The organism is Mesorhizobium sp. B2-5-11 (assembly GCF_006440835.1).
In the GTDB taxonomy this organism is placed as follows: domain Bacteria; phylum Pseudomonadota; class Alphaproteobacteria; order Rhizobiales; family Rhizobiaceae; genus Mesorhizobium.
This window is the reverse complement of the sequence record NZ_VFUK01000004.1, coordinates 552,795-571,711: the sequence shown is the minus strand read 5'-3', so window position 1 is coordinate 571,711 and position 18,917 is coordinate 552,795. Positions and strand designations below refer to the sequence as shown.

Below are 18,917 nucleotides of genomic sequence, written 5' to 3'. Positions count from 1 at the left end.
GTATCAACCAGTCGCGCGATTGTGTCATGAAGCTCTCCCTTTGGGTTGCTCGCCCAAACCGCGAGCGGAGAGGATGGTTCCGCCCGGGCTATGGCAGGCTCGGCCAGAGGGCTGTCGACGCGCGGATTAACCACCGACGCGACTTCGAGCAGCGAGCCTCAACTGGCAGAGGGCCGGAGTCTGTAGCTTCTTTAGACCTCGGATAGGTTTTGGCGGTATCTATCGGGAAAAGGAGCGGGAAAGTCATGACCGAGTTCTGGCAGTCACTCCTCGCCAATCTTGCCCTGGTCTCCATCCTCGTGGTCGCCTGGGATCTTGTGGCGGACTTCACCGGGCGCCTGTCGACGCGGATGCAGTCGCTGGTTCTTGGTGTGGTCATGTGCATGGGCGCGATCATTTCCATGGCGACGGGCTTGTCCGTCTCCGGCTTCGTCGTCGATCTCCGCGCCGCCTTCATTGCGGCTGCCGCGTTCTTCGGTGGATGGCCGGCGATGTTCATCGCTACTGCCGGCTCCATTGCCTATCGCATCTATCTCGGTGGACAGGGCGCGAGCGTCGGTGTCGTGGGGATCCTCATCACCGCTATAGTCGGTATTGCGTGGCACCACATCGTTACTGCCCGGTCTCGCACCATGTTCGACATATTCGGACTCGGCGTGTCGGTAGCTTTCGCCGGGCTGATCACGCTCCTGATCATCCCCTCGCAAGTCGTTGCCGACCTGGTGCAGCAGAGCACACTCCCATCACTCGTGTTCCGCTTCCTCAGCACCGTCCTCATAAGCGTTCTGCTGGACCGGCAGCAGCGGCGGCGCGATCTTGCGATGTCCAACATGATCTACCGGGCCATGGTCCGCGAACTCCCGGATTGCCTGAACATTAAGGATGTCGACGGCCGGTTCATCGCCGCCAATCCCGCCACTGCCGAAATGATGCGCGCCGCTTCGGTCGAACAGCTTATCGGCAAGACGGATTTCGATTTCTACTCTAAGGACGTGGCCGAGCGCTTCCGGCAGGATGAGATGGGCGCTCTGGAAGCCGGGCAGACGCTGCGCATCGACCAGCCGGCGGTTTTCCCGGACGGCAGACAAGGCTGGCTCTACACGCTGAAGGCACCGTTCCGCGACGAGACCGGCAAGATCAGCGGCGTCATCACCTACAATCGCGACATCACCGAGCAAAAGCGAAATGCCCAGCTGAAGAACGATTTCATCTCGACGGTCAGCCACGAATTGCGCACCCCACTGACCTCCATCCGCGGCTCACTTGGTTTGATCGCGGCCGGCGTCGCCGGCGAACTGCCGCCCAAGGCCGCCAATCTCGTCAACATCGCCCACACCAACAGTGAAAGGCTGGTTCTTCTCATCAACGACATCCTTGATATGGAGAAGATCGAATCTGGCGTGATCACCTTCAAGATCAGGCAGATGGCTGTCCGCCCGGTCCTGGAACAGGCGATTGCCGCCAGCACCAACTACATGGCCGACAGCCGAATCAGGATCGTCTTGGTCGACGATGCCCCGCGCGCCGAAGCCAACATAGATCCGGATCGCCTGCATCAGGTGATGGCCAACCTGCTGTCGAATGCGATCAAGTTCTCGCACACTGATGGCATCGTCACGGTGAAACTCCATCGTCGTGCCCCCGATATGCTGCGCATCTCGGTCGTGGACCAGGGCGCTGGCATCCCCGAGGCGTTCCGCAGTCGCATATTCGGGAAGTTCGAGCAGGCGGACGCCTCCAGCACTCGCAAGATAGGCGGTACTGGCCTGGGCTTGAGCATCGTCAAGGCCATCACTGAAAAGCTGGGCGGCGGCGTCTCCTTCGAAACCGAGGAAGGCAAGGGAACCTCGTTTCACATTGACGTCCCCGAAGCGCACAGGCAGACCGAGAAGCCGGTTTCGGTCGAGCGCCGGGCGCGCAAGCGCGATGGCCGCCTGCGTGTCCTCATCTGCGAGGACGAGCCTGACATTGCTGTGGTGATCGCAGCACTTCTCGATGCAGAAGGCTTTGCCAGCGACGTCGCGCCCGATATCGACACCGCCAAGGCGCTGCTGAGCTCGCGCGACTACGTGGCGCTGACGCTCGACATCAAGCTGGCGGGGGAATCCGGAATCAAGCTCTTCCACGACATACGGGCATCACCGGTGAATTCCGACATTGCGGTCATCGTCATCTCCGCCGTCGCCGACGAGGCCAGGCGCTCGCTGAACGGCAGCGCCGTCGGCATCGTCGACTGGCTGGAGAAGCCGGTGGATTCGAAACGGCTTCACGCCGCTCTTGCCAAGATCGTCGGCCGTAGGGTCGAGCCGAAGCCACAAATCCTGCATGTCGAAGACGATGAGGGCGTGCTTGCGGTGATGTCAGAAGGGCTGGGTTCGGGCGTCTCGATCACCTCGGCGAAGACACTAAAGCAGGCCCAGGAGGCGATCGCCCGCCATCGCTTCGACCTAGTCATCCTGGATATCGCGCTTCCCGACGGATCGGGCCTCGACCTCCTGACCGATCTGCCGCTCGAGACTGCGGTCATCGTGTTCTCGGCGGCGGAACTCGACCAGAAGCTCGGCGATCGGGTGCAGGCGATCATGACCAAGACCAGAGCGTCGGAAATCGATGTGGCAAAGTTGGTACGGAACATGTTGGTTTCGTCCCGCAATGGCACTCGGCCTGCCGCGCACGCCAAGGAGTGATGCTAATGCCCGCAAGGATCCTCTATGTAGACGACGAGGACGATATCCGCGAAATCGCCCAGATGTCGCTGGAGCTCGAGCCGGAATTCGAGGTGCGATCCTGTTCTTCGGGCATGCAGGCGCTGGCCGATGCCGCCGAATGGCGGCCCGACCTCATCCTGCTCGATGTGATGATGCCGGACTTGGACGGACCGGAGACGCTGAGGCGCCTGGCCGAGTCCCGGCCGACGGCGTCGATACCCGTGGTGTTCATCACCGCGCGCACCCAGACGCATGAGGTCGAACGCTATCTGGCTATGGGGGCGGTGGGGGTGATCGCCAAACCTTTCGACCCACTTGCGCTTGCCGGTGAAGTCAAAAGATTGCTTCTATCGCGCACCTGAGCCGACGTATGGCTTGGCCACCGAGCGCAGTTTGTCTGCACACTGTGCGATGCCGTTCAGGGCTCCTATACCATGTCGCCTTATTCATCTACTGATTGTGCCGAGGTGCAGGCGCAGCGAATCAGGTTGTCTATAATCGCGTGGCATCGGCGGACGTCGATGAGAGAGTCGAGACGAATATTTCTGTCTGCATGGACCGCATTGGCGGATGTCGGTTCATGGGATCACTCCGGGGGGCGACGGAACCGGAGCAAGGCTGGTGAACGGAGCGAAGGCAAGAGTTCTGATTTGCGATGACGATCCCTTGTTGATCGAGCTGATGGAATTCAGGCTCAGGGCAAAGGGATATGAGGTCATCAAAGCAGTAGACGGGGCGGAAGCGCTCTCGAAGGCAGAGCATGAGGCGCCGGACATCATCGTGCTCGACGCGATGATGCCCAAGGCCGACGGCCTGGAGGTCCTTGCCCGCATCAAGGGCGATCCGGCTTTGTCCGAAACCCCGGTCGTCATGCTGACCGCCCGCAAGGGCGAAAGGGACATCGTCTCGGCCCTCGAAAAAGGAGCCGACGACTACCTTGTGAAGCCATTCATCCCCGAGGAGCTTCTGGCGCGGTTGGCGCGTCTGCTCGCGCGAAAGAGCGGGAAACGCTGATGCGGCGCTGCCGGTGCGCAGCCCTTGGCGCATGTCTGATCCTGGCGATCGCTGCGCCCCAGGGCGCGGTGCTGGCGCAGACGGTGGATGAACTTTACGAGTTCGGCGTCAAGGCCAGGCAAGCGCAGCATTTTGACGAGGCGGTGGAGTTTTTACGGCGCGCCCTTGCGCTTAAACCCGATAACGCCGACGCCTTGGTGCAACTCGGTTTTGCCGAACTCGGCCGCGACAATCTGTCGGCGGCGCGCGACGCTTTTTCCAATGCCCTGTCCTTGGCCCCAACCTATCGGGACGCCAGCTTTGGCATGGCTGAGGTCGAGTTCCGCTCGGGCAATCTGGATGCCGCGCTTCCGCTAGCCGAAACGGCCCTGCGGGCCGAGCCCGGCAACGCTGACGCCGCCACGCTTATCGCGAATATCCAGAAGGCGAAGCAAGCCGCCGGCAGTGAGGTGAGACGGTCTCCCGCGGTTCCGGCGCCGACAAAGAAACCGACTAGCCGGCGGCCCGATCCCGTCGCCGGTCTGATGGAGCAGGGCAGACGCCTGCGAGCGGCGGGAAAGCTGCCCGAGGCGGAGAAAGTCTATCGCCGGGCACTGGGACTGGCGCCGAAGAACACCGACATCCTCGTCGCCCTTGGCCTGGTCGTCGGCTCCAGCCAAAGCTTCGACGAGGCGGGGCTTTTCTTCGACCGCGCGCTTGCGATCAAGCCGGGCCTTCTCGACGCGCGGCTCGGCAAGGTGCGCCTGGCGATCTGGCGGGGCGACGCGCCGAGCGCCCGCCGCTTGGTCGATGGCGTGCTGGCCTCAGTGCCAGGCAATGTCGAGGCGCTCGAGCTGGATGCGAGAGTGGCTTTGCTCGAGGCCGATTACACGCGGGCCGGGCAGTCGTTCCAGCGCGTGCTTGCGGCCGATCCGCGCAATGCCGAGGCGCTGGTCGGGCTCGGCGATGTGCGCCGCGCCGAGGGTAAAGAGGAGGACGCGCGGGATGCCTACAGCCAAGCGCTCGCCGTCGAGCCTGGCTCTTTCGATATCGAGCAAAGGCTGGCCGTGCCGCCGCCGCGCAAATGGCGGCTCGACCTCGGCAGCGAGGTGAGCGATCTCACCAGCGAGCTCGGCGACTGGACCGACAGTTCGGCAGGTCTTGCCTATCGGCTGTCGCCGCGCACCACGATTTCCGGTCGCACCCGGCTGGCCACACGCTTCGGCCGCACCGACGTCCAGATCGAAGGCCGTATCGACCAGGCCTTCTCGCCGGCGTTCTCTGCCTATGCCCTAGCGGCGGCGACGCCGGACGCTGATTTCCTCGCGCGCTATTCGATCGGCGCCGGGGCTTCGTGGCAGGTCATGGCGCCGGCAAAGGCGTTCGGCCCGCTTTCGCTCAACATCGACGCCCGCTACGACAATTTCGCCGACACAAATGTCACCAGCATCTCGCCATGGGTGCAGACCTCTATCCTAGACGGCCGCCTGGGGCTTTCCGCCCGCTGGGTTCATGCGCAGGATGATATCGGCACGGGCGCAGACGGTTATGTGCTTCGCGTCGACCTTGCTGCGACACCGCACTTCAACGTGTTCGGCGGTTATGCCGACGCTCCCGAAATCTCCGACGGCACGCTGGTGCCGACGCGCGCGGTCTTTGGTGGTGTTTCCTGGGACATCAGCGATCCGCTGACGTTGCGCGCCAGCATCGCGCATGAAGAACGACCGAGATTCGACCGGAATACATTCGGTCTCGGCCTGACCGCGCGGTTCTGACCATGTGGTACATCTGGGATCTCTCCATACTGCTCAGCGCTCTTTCGCTGGTGATCATGCTGTTCCTGATCGCGAGACGCGTCCTGCAGGAGCGCCGGAGCAAGGCTGCGGCCGACCAGCGGCGTCAGCTTCTGACTGCGCTGATCGCCTTCACCGAGAGCCGCGACCGCGAGGTGTTGAAAACGGCCATTCTTTCGGTGCCGGCTGGCGTGGCGATCAATACCGGCTTCGAGTTCATTTCGCTTTTGCGCGGCGAGGAGCACGACGATGTCCTTGCTGCTTTCAAGGAATGTGGCCTGCCGGCCCTTGTCGGCAGGCAACTGGAAAAGGGCAACGGCGCCGAACGCATCCATGCGGCCGAGATGCTGGCGGCGCTGCGCTCGGAAGGTGCGGTGGCAAGCCTGCTTTCCGCGCTCGACCACGACCGCTCGCGCGAGGTCAGGATCGCCGTCGCCATAGCGCTCTGCGATCTGAACAGCCTGCCGCCGCTCGGCATTGCGCTGCGCAAGATCGGCGTGGCCGGGCAGCGCTCGCGACGCCTGATCGAGCTGTTCAGGCGCTTTCCGCACGCGCGCCTGGAGGAACTGGCGGACCATGCCGCGCGCGCCGACGCCGTGCCCTTCATAAGGGCGGCCGCGATCGACGCATTGGCCCGCGCCGGCGGCTTCCGCTTCGCCGATCTCTTCGCCCGCTTGGCCGACGACGCCTCGTCCGAGGTTGCCGCGGCGGCACTGCGGGCGCTCGGCCTCACCGGAAATGCCGACGCGCCGGCGATCCTCTCGACCGCGATGACAAAAGGCGACTGGGAGGTGCGCAGCGCGGCCGCCGATGCCGCCGGCCGCCTCGGCCTCGCCGAACTTGGCCGGCCGCTATCCAAGCTGATGGGCGACGAGGTGTGGAACGTGCGCTATGCCGCCGCCAACGCGCTGCGCTCCTTCGGCCAGCCGGGAGAGCGGTTGCTGCGCCAGATTGCCGACAGCGAGGTCTCGCGCAGCCAGCGCACCGCCTCGCTCATTCTTGTCGAGGGACCAGCCGTATGATCGCCGACTGGAGCGACGAGATCGTTCTTGCCGCCACCATCTTGTCTTGGTTCATCATCGGGGCCGGGCTGGCGCAGACGACGATATACCTCCTGCAGCTCATCGTCGCCGGCTATGCATTGTCCAAGCGCCCACCGGTCGCGCGCTCGGCGCTGCTTTGGCACCGCTATGGCGATGTCGCGCCGCCGATCGCGCTATTGGTGCCCGCCTACAACGAGGCCTTGAACGTGGTCGAGAGCGTCCATTCCATGCTGGCGCTCGAATATCCCAATTTCGAGGTCATCGTCATCAACGACGGCTCGAAAGACGAGACCTTGCTGCGCCTCATCGAGGCGTTCAAGCTGGTAAAGTTCCATCGGCCCTATGAGGAGGCGCTCGCGCACAATCCGATCCGCGGCCTCTATTCGTCACCGATGACCGAGCGGCTGTTCGTCGTCGACAAGGAGAACGGCGGCAAGGCCGACGCCCAGAATGCCGGCATCAATGTCTGTCGCGCGCCGCTCTTTTGTGTCATCGACGGCGACTCTATCCTTGAGCCCGACGCGCTGATGCGTGCCGCCCAGCCATTCATCGACGACCCCGAGCGCACCATTGCCGTCGGCGGCACGATCCGCATCGCCAACGGCTCCAGGATCGAGGCAGGCAGGGTGCGCGAAGTCCGTCTGCCACGCCGTCTGTTGCCACTGCTCCAGGTGGTCGAATACCTGCGCGCCTTCCTGATGGCGCGGCTTGCCTGGAGCCGCATCAACACACTGATGCTGGTCTCCGGCGCTTTTGGCATGTTTCGCCGGGCCGAAGTGGTGGCGGTCGGCGGCTTCACCAAGGGTTCGATGGGCGAGGACCTCGACCTCGTCATCAAGCTGCACCGCTATATGCGGGATAAAAAGCGCAAATACCGCATCCAGTTCATTCCGGAGCCGGTGTGCTGGACCGAGGCGCCGGAATCGCTGAGCGTCCTTGCCCGGCAGCGCACGCGCTGGCAGCGCGGCTCGCTCGAATGCTTCTTCCGCTACCGCTCCATGCTCTTCAACCCGCGCTATGGCCGCGTCGGCTTTCTCGGCTTCGGCCACATCTTCATTGTCGACGTTCTGGGACCGGTGGCGGAGGTGCTGGGCTATATCCTCATCCCCGCCTTCTGGCTGCTCGGTGTCCTTTCGGCCGAATATCTTCTGGCCTTCACCTCGCTCATCTTCACCTATGGCGTCTGCGTGAGCGTATGCTCCCTCGTTCTCGAAGAGGCCGAGTTGCAGCGTTTTCCCCGCGCCAGGGACCTCGCGGTATTGACGGCGGTCGCCGTGATCGAGAATTTCGGCTACCGCCAGCTCAACAATTTCTGGCGCGTGAAGGGCTGGTGGCAATTTCTTCGGGCCGACCAGAGCTGGGGTGAGATGACCAGGACCGGCCTGGGCGGCGCGAAGAAGTGAGCCCCGTCTGCTGAGTCACTTCAGCGTCCGCTCGATCTCCGTGATAAGCGCATCGAGTGCGGCGTGCGAGGCCCCATCGTCCGCCTGCTCGATCAGCAATGTCTCCAACGCCGATGCCCGCGCGCTGATCTCCGCAAACCCGAATGTCCCTGCGGCCCCGGCGAGCGAGTGCGCGGTGGGAATCAGGGTGTCGTTGGAGCCCACTGACGGGCCTCTCTGACGCGCCGCCCTCAACTCCGCGAGTTGAGTGGCGCACCGAGCCAGGAAACGCTGTCGTAAGGGGGCGAAGGGATCATTCAGAATGGAAGGGGCCTCCATGGATGGCTTTAGAGGTATTCAAGCAGAAAACTCGGTGGAGTGGAACGAACTGCTTGCGGTCCACGCTCCTGTCAGAGCAGAACTGCGGCGCCCGCTTCAGCCAAATGCAATGGCGATGAGTTTTTGATGTCCAACCGCGGAATGAGCGAGCTGGTCGGCATAGACCTTCTTGAAGGCCGGCGAGCGGGGTGCATTCAACGTATTTTCAAATGTTTGGAGCCTGCTGCGGCATTCGGATAGGCCGACAGGTCGGCGGCCGCAGCACGTCCGCTATCATGCAATTGGTGAAAGTGTACCATCCTGCCGCCATGAGCTCACGACCGGCAATACGGCTTGCATGGCCCAACAGTTTGCCTAGCCACTCGTCAAGCGCGGGACAACTGAAGCGCAACACGATTTCGTCCTTCCGATTTGGCACGAAAAAGAGCCAGATCGGCGGCATTGACGAAATCCTTCGGCGTTTCGTTCTCGGTGGGCACCGCTGTTGCGACGCCAACGCTGATGGTCACGCGATCCGAGCCGTGGGGTATGTTCAGCTCCCGCACGCTCTGGACGAGCTGCTCTGCGATCGCACTGGATTGTTCCAGTAAAGTGTCGACCAGCACGATGACGAACTCTTCGCCTCCGTACCGCGCAGCGAGATCGGTGGAACGGCCGGAACCGCTCTGGATTACGCGGGCGATTTGCTTGAGCACCTCGTCGCCGGCCATATGGCCATAGGTATCATTGTATCGTTTGAAGTTGTCGGCATCGATCATCAACAGCGACAATGGGGATTGTGCGCGAAAAGCACGCTTCCATTCAGACGCCAGATATTCGTCAAAATAGCGCCTGTTGCCGAGGCCCGTCAGGCCATCGATCCGCGTCAGACGTTCAAGCTCGAGATTAGCACTGATCAGCTGTCGCTGGCTTTCCCTTAGCGCTCGGTATGCAGCTTCTCGCTGGACGTGATCCAGATAGGCCCGCGTGTGATATCGAACGCGTGCAATCAGCTCGATACGATCCGGAAGCTTTACGAGATAATCGTTCGCTCCCGCAGCGAACGCTTCGCCCTTGGTGGCTGGGTCTTCCTTGCTCGACAGCACAATGACTGGTACCGCGCGTGTCGAAGCATGCTTCCGGTATTCTCGCACCAGATGCAGCCCATCGACCCCGGGCATGACGAGATCCTGCAGGATGACGGTTGGCTTTACCTCGTCGGCGACCGTGATCGCTCTCAATGGGTCGGTGCAGAAGTGTAAGGAGATATCAGGCTCGCTGGCTAGAGCGCGCCTGACCGCCTCGCAAACCATGATCTGGTCATCGATGAGCAGAACCATGGATGAATAGTTATCTGCAAGTGGTGGGACCAGCTGTGGTTCTAGCGTCATCGGACGAACCCTTTCACCTGGAGCGCTGAAAGGGCTTCGATTATGCGTGAGCCGATCGCACTCAAAGGAAGAATATCAACAGCCGCGCCGACATCGGCGGCGGCCTTCGGCATGCCGTAGACGGCGCTGGTTGCTCTATCCTGCGCGATTGTGAGATGCCCCTTGTCGCGGAGCTGTCTCAACCCGTGCGCACCATCCTTGCCCATGCCTGTGAGCAGGACTCCAATCACCGAGCCAGGCCACCATTGCGCGGCACTTTCGAAGAACACATCTACGGACGGCCGATAAACGCTGTCCTCGGGGCTAGGCGTATAGCCAAGTTGCTGAGCTGACTTGAAAACCAGATGATCCGCGGAACTGGCAATGAGAACGGTGCCCGCTTGAGGACTATCGTTTTCCCGCGCTGGACGGATCGGGAGAGGCGTATGCTGGCCGAGCCAATCAGCAAGGCCTGGAACGAATTGGGCATCGAGATGCTGTACGAGCACGATGGCGGCGGCGAAATCAACGGGAAACGCGCTCAGGACTGCGGCAGCGGCGGCCGGCCCGCCAGCAGAGGCACCGATTGCAATTAGCCGTCGAGCTGTCGGCTCAGCCGCACGGGACATCCTCCTTCTTGCCTTGCCCGGCGCATCGCCGATCAGCTTGCCGATCATTGCTATCTTGTTGGTCAACAGCCGTGCGGATTGCGAGGACGCATCACCTTCGATGCCTACTGAGGGAATATCGACGGCGTCGAGCGCGCCATGCCCCATCGCTTCGTAGACGCCGGCGACGTTGGCTTCGATACTGGCTGTCACCAGCAAGATTGAACATGGGGTTTCCGCCATGATTCTGCGGGTCGCTTCCACCCCGTCCATCTCTGGCATTGCTAGATCCATAAGTATCAGATCCGGCAGATCACGTCTGCAGACCTCGACCGCCTCACGCCCATTGGTCGCAGTCCATGCGACTTGGTGTTCGCCGGTCGACATGACCAGCCGGCGCAGAAGTTCAACCGCCATCGGCATGTCGTTGACTACGCCAATTCTCATTCGTTGGTCGCCAATTTCGATCTCATTCAGTCGCCTCGCCGATCATGTCCACGACGGCATGGATCAGCGCCTCGTCCTGAAAGGTACTCTTGGTCAGATAATAGTCGGCACCGGCGTCAAGCCCGCGCGAGCGGTCTTCTTCCCGATCCTTGTATGAAACGATCATGATGGGTGTGTTCCTGAGATGGACGTCCTTTCTGATCAGGCTCACCAGTTCGATACCATCCATGCGCGGCATGTCTATGTCAGTGACGACGAGATCAAAAGGACCAGATCGGACGGCATTCCACCCGTCCATACCGTCGACTGCCACTTCGACGTCATAACCGTGATTGCCCAGCATCTTGCGCTGGAGTTCGCGAACCGTGAGTGAATCGTCAATCACCAGCACGCGCTTGCGTCTGCTCGGTCCGGGACCGCCCGCGGCTCGCCGAAGGGCTCGAAATCCGCTGGACGACGCAAGCTTTTCCACCGATCGAACCAGATCATCGACGTCGAAGATCAGAACAGGCGAACCGTCCTCCATCAGGGCCGCTGCGCTGATGTCCTTGATCTTGGCAAACCGGGAATCGAGAGGTCTGATCACCAGTTCGCGTTCCCCGAGAAAACGGTCGACGATTACGCCGTAGGCGTCCCCACGACCCGTTTCCACCACGACGACCGAGAGTTCCTCTGGTTCGGACGCAGACTCTCCTCGATCCAGCACCTCGCGCGCTGTCACCAACCCGATCTGTCGATCGTTCAAGCGAAAATGCGGGCGGCCCTGCAGGAGGTTGATCTCCACGCGCTGCAATTTCATTGTCTTGGAGATGGCAGCGAGTGGAAACGCATAGGGCTCCCCATCGACTTCGACGAGTAAGGTGCGCAGGACTGACAACGTCAGCGGCAGTTGCAGTTGAAACCGGGTTCCTCGACCAAATTCCGAGGAGACGCTCGTGATTCCGCGAACCTCCTTCGTCATCGCCTGCACTGCGTCGAGTCCCACGCCACGGCCGGAGACGTCGGACAGGCCAACTTTCATCGAAAAGCCGGGCAGAAAAAGGAATGCCAGCAATTCCGTTTCGCTGAGCGCGTCGGCGCTTTCCCTGGTTGCAAACTGCCGGGCGACGACAGTCTCGCGCAGCTTCGAGAGCTCGATCCCTCTGCCGTCGTCCACCACGGCTATTTGCAGCAGTCCGGCATTGTGCCTCGCTTCGAGCCTGATGAGTCCCTCTTCGGGTTTGCCGGTTGCGAGGCGCTCATCAGGCGGTTCAAGCCCATGGTCTACCGCGTTGCGCAGAAGATGCCCCAAGGGGGCATCCAGCTGCTCGAGGATATCGCGGTCGATGCCGGTCGAGCCGCCTACGATCTCCAGTCGCACCCGCTTGCCAAGTGTACGACCGAGGTCGCGGACCGTTCTTGCGTAGTGTCTCACCCCGTCTTCAAAAGGTCGCATCCGGCTCGCCAACGTCTCCTCGTACAATCGGTTGGCAAGATCGGTGGCTTTCCGATCGACTGAATCCAACTCATCGAGACGCTCCGCCAAGAAGGCTTGGCTCAACCGAAGCTTTCGCTGCGTTTCAACCAGCGCTTCCACCACAGCCGCATCTTTTGCGACCGGCAGCAGCACTGCATCAAGATTGTCGAACGCACTTGCGATGTCTGATTGAAGGTGCTTCAGCCGCAGCAGCCCGTCAGCGAATGGCCTGAGCCGCCGAGCTTCCATCAGCGACTCGCCGGCCAAACCGAGCAATCGGTTCAGGCTTTCTGCCGTCACCCGAACCATTCTATCTGAGCCGATGCTCCCTCGGGCTTGAGCTTTCGGCTCGACAAGGGGGTTCGCTGACGAGGTTGCCGCCGGCTCCTTTCGGCTATGCTCTGGCGTTGCGAAATCAGCTGCCGAATCTTGGGGTGCGGGCTCGGGGAGGGACAGTTCCTCGAACTTCGCCAGAAAGCTTTCGACTTCCGGGTTGACGCTCTCGTTCGATGATCCCGATGCGATCAATTTCAGAAGGTCAGAGCCTTGCAGAAGCGCATCTATATGCTCCTTGCGTACCCTCAGATGCCCACGTTGCGCGGCGACCAAGCAATCTTCCATTGCATTTGCAACTTTGACGGCGGGCGTCAGATCGATGATGCGGGCTGCTCCTTTCAGCGAATGCGCGGCCCGCATGCATTCTTCCAGTGCGTCGGTGGCGACAGGATCGCGTTCGAGCGCCAGAAGGCCGGAGGTCAAAGCCTGTGATTGCGTCTCCAGTTCGGCCTGGAAAAGGCTCAACATCGAAACCTGGCTGAAGTCCTCATCTGTCATGCCATGCTCCGATCCATCATCGTGAGCAGTTGTCCCGGGTCGAGACAGCCAACAGCCCGTTCCCGCCAGGGCAAAACGGCAACAGTAGCCGCCGACAGCGTCTTGCCGATCGTAGCTGGCACGGCGAGAGTGTCGCGTGCCCGGTAGCGATGTAAGCCGTGGACCTCATCAACCGTGAAAGCAACCCGCTTGTCCCGCTCGCCCACCACGACGAGGCGGCGAAATATCTTGGCTCGTCTGCCTTGTTCCTCCTCCTTGGCTTCGTCGATCCCGAGCAATTCAGCGAGCGACAGGCAAATCAGCAATTCGCCCCGGACATTGGCGATGCCGAGCACTGCACTATTCCTGCGGTGTGGAAGGGAATGAACGGGACGGGATTCAGCCACTTCATGAAAAATGCCAGCTGGAAGCGCCAGCCATTCGTTCCCCAACCGGAAGAGAACGGCCGTCTGCAGCGCTTCATCGTCCGTTGAAACGACCGCTGCACGACCAGCGTCATCAGGCCATTCGCCGCGATATGCCGAGGGCGCCGCACGATCAAGGAGGCGCCGTGCAATCTTCCTATAGGTCGGGCAATTCCGGCAGTGGAGATGCTGCTCCAGTTGGGGACAGGACTTGTCACCCCGAACGCCTATCCGCCGCCAGCAGTCGTCGATTTCAATCTGCTCCACTGGCAGAGCGATCCTTGTCGAAGCCGGCATCAGGTGCCGCTCCTTTTCTGGACCCGGACCAGCCTTCCGGCCAGCGCCTCGGCGCCGCTGTGGTCGCCTTGCTTGCGAAGCAGCAAAGCCAGGTGGACCAGAGCCTCTCGATGATTTGGCGCGAGATAGAGTGCCTTGCGATAGCTTTGCGCGGCCTTGGATGCAGCGCCATCCGCATCCTGAACGAGGCCCAGCAGATAGAAGATTTGCGCGGAAGGACCGAATTTCTCGAGATGGGCGAGGGCGACCTCCTGTGCCTCCTTTACCCGACCCGCATTGGCGATCCGTTCAACCGCGACTAGGCTTTCCGAGACCTGATCAACGGGCTTGGCCAGGGCCGGCGCACTGTTTTCCTTGCCGACGGTCAGTCGTGGCGGAAGAACGGGCTTGCTCTTGTTGAGCTTCGGGGTTGATGTCCGCACCGGGATAGCAGTTGTCGGCGCCGCGGCCTTGATGGGCTCCGATTCCAGGAAGGCAAAGGCCAAGGGCCATTCAGCGGAAATAAAGCCATGCAGCCTTGGAAGTGCTGCTTCCGCGGGACCGACCAGAAGAAGTCCGTCCGTGGCCAAGAGATCTTTCAGGCGGGTCAATGCGCGATCCTGCAGTTCGCGATTGAAATAGATCAGCAAATTCCGACAGAGTAGGATGTCATAGACCTCTTGCCCAAAAATTGCGCGAGTACCGAATAGGTTGCCGACCCTGAAGCGAACCTGTTTCAGCACCGCAGCACTGGGCCGCAACCCACCCTCGACCGCTTCGAAATAGCGGTCCCTGAATTCGAGATAGCTGCCGCGAAAGGAATTGCGCCCGTAGACGGCACGTTCAGCCAACGCGATATTGCGGGTACTGACGTCCACCGCATCGATGTTGAACTCGTGCGCTTCAAAGCCGGCATCGAACATGGCCATTGCGACCGAATAGGCCTCTTCACCGGTTGAACATGGCAGGCTCAAGACTTTTGTCGGCTGAGCACGCTTGTGCACGCGCGCATGCCGCGCCAACATCGTGAACGCTTCTCGGTCGCGAAAGAACCAAGTCTCCGGGATCACCACCGCATTGATCAGCTCCTGCAGCTCCTGCGGGGAACCGGTCAAGTGTTCCCTATAGGCCTGAGGATTGGCAATCCGGCACGCTGCCATCCGGTCTCTGACCGCCTGACGGACCACTGTCGGGCCAACGCTGGCACTGTCCAGTCCAATGGTTTCCATCAGGAGCTTTTCTATTGCGCCGGTCATTAAACACTCATCGCGGCCTGGCGGAGCAATGCGGTACGAATCTCTTCCGAAAGCAGCGCTTCCGCTTTGACCCACTGAATGATCTCCGTGCCATCCGAAGCCACCGGACCAAGATAAGACGGCGTTTCTGGCTCGAGGCCGAACGGCGCGAAGTCGGCAGGGTCTCGCTCGACCGTATCCGTCACCCGTTCCGCGACCAACCCAAGCAGGCGTTGCTCGCCATCTCGCGCCGGGTAGCGCGTAACAACGATCCGGGTGCTCAATAGGCGCTCCGATGGCCGGCCAAGCGCAAGAAGAGTAACATCGATGAGAGGGATGGGTATTCCGTTATAACTGACCAGACCGACCACACCGGTTGGCGCACCCGGCAGAACTTTCACATCGATATAGGGCAGCACCTCTTCAATTTGGTGGACATCGATCAAGTAGCGATCCGAACCCATACTGAAGGCGAGGAATAGCATTATCACCTCCTACTGCCGGCCCGCTATGCTCTCAGCTTGAACCTTGAAATGCTGCTTCGCATGCTACCTGAGACTTGATTGAGCTCGTCGATCGCGAGCGTCGATTGCTGAAGGGACTCGACTGTTTGCTGAGCTGCCTCGCTTAGCTGGGTTAGCGTGTCGCTTATCTGTCCCGCGCCGATCGCCTGTGCTTGCATGCCTTCATTGGCGACTTCGAAACGTGGCACCAACCCCTGGACCTGCTGGATGATGTCGAAGAGTTGCCCGCCGACCTGCTGGATTTCGTGCATGCCCCGGCGGACCTGCTCGGAAAACTTGTCCATGCCCATCACACCGGCAGCAACTGCCGACTGGATGTCTTTGACCATCTGCTCGATATCGTAAGTGGAGACGGCCGTCTGGTCCGCAAGCCTTCGGATCTCTGTCGCCACCACTGCAAAGCCCCGGCCATATTGGCCGGCCTTCTCAGCCTCGATGGAAGCGTTGAGCGACAACAGGTTCGTCTGATCGGCCACTTTGGTGATGGTGGTCACCACCTGATTGATGCTGCCAGCTTTCTCGCTGAGGATTGCGAGTTTGGAATTGATCGCACCCGCCGCGTCCATGACCTGCTGCATGGTTCCTTCCATGCGGGTCAGCCCCTCTTGCCCTCCGCCCGCGACGGCAGCCGTTTGCTCGGCAACTGTCGAGACCTCGTTCATCGTGCGAACCAGCTCGTTTGAAGTGGCGGAAATTTCCTTGGCTGTCGCGCGGATCTCAGTCGTGGTCGCGGCGATTTCAGTCGCTGTTGCCTGCTGCTGCTTGGAGGTTGCAGCAATCTCAGTTATCGACGTGCCGACCTGTATGCTGGACCTTTGTACCTGACCAATGAGAGTTGTGAGATCGTCTGCCATTGCGTTGAAGCCGTCGGCAAGCACGCTGAATTCGTCCCGGCGCCTCAGATCGAGGCGTTCGCTGAAGTCGCCTTGCCGTATCATTTGAACCGCGTCGACCAAACGTGTGAGCGGAGCTGTGACAGCGCGAAACAGCTGGTAACCCAAAAGAAGGGCTAGTCCGAGGGCTATCAACAAGCCCACGCTCAAACCGACTTCCGCCGTGCTAACGATTGAGCTGATTCGCTGCGTCGCGCTGTTTGCCTCGCCTCTGTGATCCTCGAGCATGGCTTGCAGAGCGGACTGCAATTTCACAAAGATCGGCTCTACCGTGTTCTTGATGACCGGACTTTCATTGGGAGTTTCACCTTTCGACAAGGCAGCTCGGCTCGTGTCCAGCACAGCAGTTTCCGCCAGCCGAAATTGGTTGGCGAGTTCTTTGACGACTGCGTAATTCTGCTTGTCGATGTCGGAGACGATCGTTGCTTCATACTCGTCCATCAACCGCCGCACTTGGTCGCGATTGGTCGCGATCGTGCTTTCAAGCGTGCTTTTATCCGACGGGTTGTCCTGGAGGGCATATTCCTGAAGCAGGCTATGTGCCTTCATCTGCCCCATCATGATCTCGGTGCTGTGATAGAGGTCTGGAAGGATGCCCTTCTCGACCTCAGTTGCCTCCCGCTCCGCCTGAAGAAACCAGGCGTACGCGATAACGGCGATCACGGACATAACCACCAGAACGGCAGCGAAACTGACGAGGATGCGGTGGCGTATTGTCAGACTCGTCATGGAACCGGTTCACCTATGGGGGCATCGAGGCCTGCGCGAAAAGCGCTCGTTCCGACGTTTCGAAAAGGTGCGTCGAAAAGCAGCAGTCTTATGCAGAATGGTTTCTTTTCCGTTCCATCGCTAATGATGGCAAAGCGGCTCGCCAGTCGGCGCCCCCAATAAGCGTGGTCAAAGGCATGTCTCGCCGTCGACATAGATAAATCCGACATCGGCTGGGGCGGCACGCACCGTCAAGTGGAGCGTGCATGAGCTGCTTGAGGCCAGGAGTTGAATGACTGCTTAGTCCGCTTGATGCCGAAAGCCGACCTCTCGCTTGCGTCCACTAATTTCACCTTGAATCCAACGCAAAGTAAAAAAGGGCCGAGCTGAGACACATATGGTGTGCGCGCCGAGCGGACTTTGCGCTGCCGCCCGAGAACCATCTTGGAACGAAGCCAAACGTTCTCTAATTGCAGATGCTGGTGACTTGGAAGGACGCGCACAACGGAAATCCAAGGAATTTTCGACGCACTCGCAACATCCAAGCATGAGCGGTGGAGAGAAGTTCTATACTCACCTGTTCGACCCGGGGCCTGATGACCGTCCCATGCCGGGGTTGATCCATATGGCGTGGCGTCGCAGGCGCGAACCTTCAAATTTTCCGTGATAAAGAGAATGCTGGATTCAGTAGGCTGACAATTGTAGTGCCGAGAATAGATGAGGCCCGCAATCGCTTGAAGAAATTGGAGTGAAGCTGGCCGCTGAACCGGAGGCTGACTGCGGAAGGATCGCTACGAGTTCATCTGCAAGGCGTGGGCGTCACAGCCGGAACGCTTCAGACTCAATCCGCTCCAGCAAATGCCGGGACCAAACATTTAGGCGATCAACCGGGGTGGGCAAGATGTGCCGCGTGCGCAGATATCAGGGCCCTGAATCTGCCGCTCAACAGGCACCTCGCCGCTGGCCAATCGCTCGCCGCTGGAAAACGCGGCCGCGCTGGCTGAGGAAAAACATCTTCGGCTGGGCCGGCGACTCTATGCCATGAAGCCTCCGGCAGGCTTGGACCGCGCGAAAAAAGGCGGCGTCGCCCGGCTGGGTCTGTCACACTACACCACGACGGACGAGGTCGACCAAGCCATAGAGGCCGTTGCCCGGCTCGCGGTCCGACGGGGGGCATTAAGTAGGCAAAAAGGGGACCAGCTGTGGCTGCTGTGGATAATGGTCCTGGTGTCTTGCTGATTGGGCCAGCTAGCGCGCACTCTCACAGCTATGGTGGCAGAGCATGTCGAATTGGCCTTGTTTGAGCAGTCACTCGGCAACATCGAAGGCCTCAATCGACCGTTCTGTGATCGTGTGGCGGACGCTGCGGAAAAAACCGAAGGGTCGGTTCTGTTCGATGTCCGCGTTGACGGCGATACCTGGGTTCAGCGGATAGCTGCGATTGGATATGGCGTGATAGGTACAGCTATAATCGTGATGGGGAAGAACGGACAACTTAGATGCGCATCGGTAGACGGGGATACCGCTCTTTTGGTGTCAGAACTGGCTGCCTGGAATGCGTCTCCGCTTGGTGAGCAAGCGAAGATTGATCAACGCGGAGCAGCCAACATCCTGCTGGCGACGCTCCGTAGTTCAGGTCACTTCGGCAGTGGTGGCTGGCGTTCCTGAGCGAGGCTTATGCAGCCTTCTGGCTAACCACCAGCGGGATAGTCGAGTTCCAACGATCCAGATTTCCAGGGCGGCAAATTGCTTGCCCTGTGACGTCCCGTGACTGACGGTCAGGTCTCCCTGCCTGGGCGGGTTGGCTACAATACCGGCTTCGCCAAAGCGGTCGATCTTGCTGGAAGCTTGCTGCCGCGGTCACGGGTTGGGCCATGCCGCATGGCAGCTACGTACAGGCAGCCTTACAGCAGCAGAATGAAAAC

At 60.6% G+C, this 18,917-nt stretch carries 15 protein-coding genes; 7 read left to right on the top strand and 8 right to left on the bottom strand.

Annotated features, from left to right (window positions below; translation table 11 throughout):
- Positions 1 to 245: 245 nt before the first annotated feature.
- The 6 genes from FJ490_RS16625 to FJ490_RS16600 all read left to right on the top strand — a co-directional run bounded on the left by FJ490_RS16625 (position 246) and on the right by FJ490_RS16600 (position 7,940).
- A complete protein-coding gene (locus tag FJ490_RS16625) occupies positions 246 to 2,687 on the top strand; it encodes an ATP-binding protein (protein WP_140729585.1) in 2,442 nt (813 codons plus the stop codon).
- A 5-nt stretch (positions 2,688 to 2,692) separates the two neighbouring features.
- The gene (locus FJ490_RS16620) at positions 2,693 to 3,070 is read left to right on the top strand and encodes a response regulator (protein WP_140500731.1); all 378 of its coding nucleotides are present in this window, start codon (positions 2,693 to 2,695) and stop codon (positions 3,068 to 3,070) included.
- A 259-nt stretch (positions 3,071 to 3,329) separates the two neighbouring features.
- Positions 3,330 to 3,722, top strand: coding sequence for a response regulator (locus tag FJ490_RS16615; RefSeq protein ID WP_140500730.1), 393 nt, complete (start codon positions 3,330 to 3,332; stop codon positions 3,720 to 3,722).
- On the top strand, positions 3,722 to 5,476 hold the full coding sequence (locus FJ490_RS16610; RefSeq protein WP_140518213.1) for a YaiO family outer membrane beta-barrel protein: 1,755 nt from the start codon (positions 3,722 to 3,724) through the stop codon (positions 5,474 to 5,476). The genes FJ490_RS16615 and FJ490_RS16610 overlap by 1 nt, the downstream gene beginning before the upstream one ends.
- A gap of 2 nt (positions 5,477 to 5,478) precedes the next feature.
- Positions 5,479 to 6,516 (top strand): HEAT repeat domain-containing protein, encoded by a 1,038-nt coding sequence (locus FJ490_RS16605; protein WP_140729584.1) that lies wholly within the window; start codon positions 5,479 to 5,481, stop codon positions 6,514 to 6,516.
- Positions 6,513 to 7,940: a glycosyltransferase family 2 protein gene (locus FJ490_RS16600; RefSeq protein WP_181165449.1), complete on the top strand. Its 1,428-nt coding sequence runs from the start codon at positions 6,513 to 6,515 to the stop codon at positions 7,938 to 7,940. The genes FJ490_RS16605 and FJ490_RS16600 overlap by 4 nt, the downstream gene beginning before the upstream one ends.
- 15 nt (positions 7,941 to 7,955) lie before the next feature.
- Here FJ490_RS16600 and FJ490_RS16595 read toward each other — a convergent pair whose 3' ends face one another.
- The 8 genes from FJ490_RS16595 to FJ490_RS16560 form a co-directional block, all read right to left on the bottom strand.
- Complete coding sequence (locus FJ490_RS16595; protein WP_181165450.1) at positions 7,956 to 8,258, bottom strand: Hpt domain-containing protein; 303 nt, start codon at positions 8,256 to 8,258, stop codon at positions 7,956 to 7,958.
- 365 nt (positions 8,259 to 8,623) lie between these two features.
- The gene (locus FJ490_RS16590) at positions 8,624 to 9,577 is read right to left on the bottom strand and encodes a PleD family two-component system response regulator (protein ID WP_281405705.1); all 954 of its coding nucleotides are present in this window, start codon (positions 9,575 to 9,577) and stop codon (positions 8,624 to 8,626) included.
- A gap of 47 nt (positions 9,578 to 9,624) precedes the next feature.
- Complete coding sequence (locus FJ490_RS16585) at positions 9,625 to 10,662, bottom strand: chemotaxis response regulator protein-glutamate methylesterase (RefSeq protein ID WP_140729583.1); 1,038 nt, start codon at positions 10,660 to 10,662, stop codon at positions 9,625 to 9,627.
- A 22-nt stretch (positions 10,663 to 10,684) separates the two neighbouring features.
- The gene (locus tag FJ490_RS16580; RefSeq protein ID WP_140657141.1) at positions 10,685 to 12,952 is read right to left on the bottom strand and encodes a hybrid sensor histidine kinase/response regulator; all 2,268 of its coding nucleotides are present in this window, start codon (positions 12,950 to 12,952) and stop codon (positions 10,685 to 10,687) included.
- On the bottom strand, positions 12,949 to 13,653 hold the full coding sequence (locus FJ490_RS16575; RefSeq protein WP_140500724.1) for a chemotaxis protein CheW: 705 nt from the start codon (positions 13,651 to 13,653) through the stop codon (positions 12,949 to 12,951). The genes FJ490_RS16580 and FJ490_RS16575 overlap by 4 nt, the downstream gene beginning before the upstream one ends.
- Positions 13,653 to 14,888, bottom strand: coding sequence for a protein-glutamate O-methyltransferase CheR (locus FJ490_RS16570; protein WP_140500723.1), 1,236 nt, complete (start codon positions 14,886 to 14,888; stop codon positions 13,653 to 13,655). The genes FJ490_RS16575 and FJ490_RS16570 overlap by 1 nt, the downstream gene beginning before the upstream one ends.
- Positions 14,888 to 15,352, bottom strand: coding sequence for a chemotaxis protein CheW (locus tag FJ490_RS16565; RefSeq protein ID WP_140500722.1), 465 nt, complete (start codon positions 15,350 to 15,352; stop codon positions 14,888 to 14,890). Before FJ490_RS16565 ends, FJ490_RS16570 begins: the two co-directional genes overlap by 1 nt.
- Before the next feature lie 23 nt (positions 15,353 to 15,375).
- A complete protein-coding gene (locus FJ490_RS16560) occupies positions 15,376 to 17,013 on the bottom strand; it encodes a methyl-accepting chemotaxis protein (RefSeq protein ID WP_140500721.1) in 1,638 nt (545 codons plus the stop codon).
- 1,218 nt (positions 17,014 to 18,231) lie between these two features.
- On the opposite strand from FJ490_RS16560, the gene FJ490_RS16550 reads away from it, so the two are divergent.
- Complete coding sequence (locus FJ490_RS16550) at positions 18,232 to 18,660, top strand: hypothetical protein (RefSeq protein WP_224680354.1); 429 nt, start codon at positions 18,232 to 18,234, stop codon at positions 18,658 to 18,660.
- Positions 18,661 to 18,917: the final 257 nt, after the last annotated feature.

Bases quoted from the DNA above. Each gene is read 5' to 3' on its own strand.
- FJ490_RS16610 (WP_140518213.1), top strand. From the start codon at position 3,722: ATGCGGCGCTGCCGGTGCGCAGCCCTTGGCGCATGTCTGATCCTGGCG.
- FJ490_RS16605 (WP_140729584.1), top strand. From the start codon at position 5,479: ATGTGGTACATCTGGGATCTCTCCATACTGCTCAGCGCTCTTTCGCTG.
- FJ490_RS16570 (WP_140500723.1), bottom strand. From the start codon at position 14,888: ATGACCGGCGCAATAGAAAAGCTCCTGATGGAAACCATTGGACTGGAC.
- FJ490_RS16625 (WP_140729585.1), top strand. From the start codon at position 246: ATGACCGAGTTCTGGCAGTCACTCCTCGCCAATCTTGCCCTGGTCTCC.
- FJ490_RS16620 (WP_140500731.1), top strand. From the start codon at position 2,693: ATGCCCGCAAGGATCCTCTATGTAGACGACGAGGACGATATCCGCGAA.
- FJ490_RS16600 (WP_181165449.1), top strand. From the start codon at position 6,513: ATGATCGCCGACTGGAGCGACGAGATCGTTCTTGCCGCCACCATCTTG.
- FJ490_RS16585 (WP_140729583.1), bottom strand. From the start codon at position 10,662: ATGAGAATTGGCGTAGTCAACGACATGCCGATGGCGGTTGAACTTCTG.
- FJ490_RS16565 (WP_140500722.1), bottom strand. From the start codon at position 15,352: ATGCTATTCCTCGCCTTCAGTATGGGTTCGGATCGCTACTTGATCGAT.
- FJ490_RS16590 (WP_281405705.1), bottom strand. From the start codon at position 9,577: ATGGTTCTGCTCATCGATGACCAGATCATGGTTTGCGAGGCGGTCAGG.
- FJ490_RS16580 (WP_140657141.1), bottom strand. From the start codon at position 12,952: ATGACAGATGAGGACTTCAGCCAGGTTTCGATGTTGAGCCTTTTCCAG.
- FJ490_RS16560 (WP_140500721.1), bottom strand. From the start codon at position 17,013: ATGACGAGTCTGACAATACGCCACCGCATCCTCGTCAGTTTCGCTGCC.
- FJ490_RS16575 (WP_140500724.1), bottom strand. From the start codon at position 13,653: ATGCCGGCTTCGACAAGGATCGCTCTGCCAGTGGAGCAGATTGAAATC.
- FJ490_RS16595 (WP_181165450.1), bottom strand. From the start codon at position 8,258: ATGGAGGCCCCTTCCATTCTGAATGATCCCTTCGCCCCCTTACGACAG.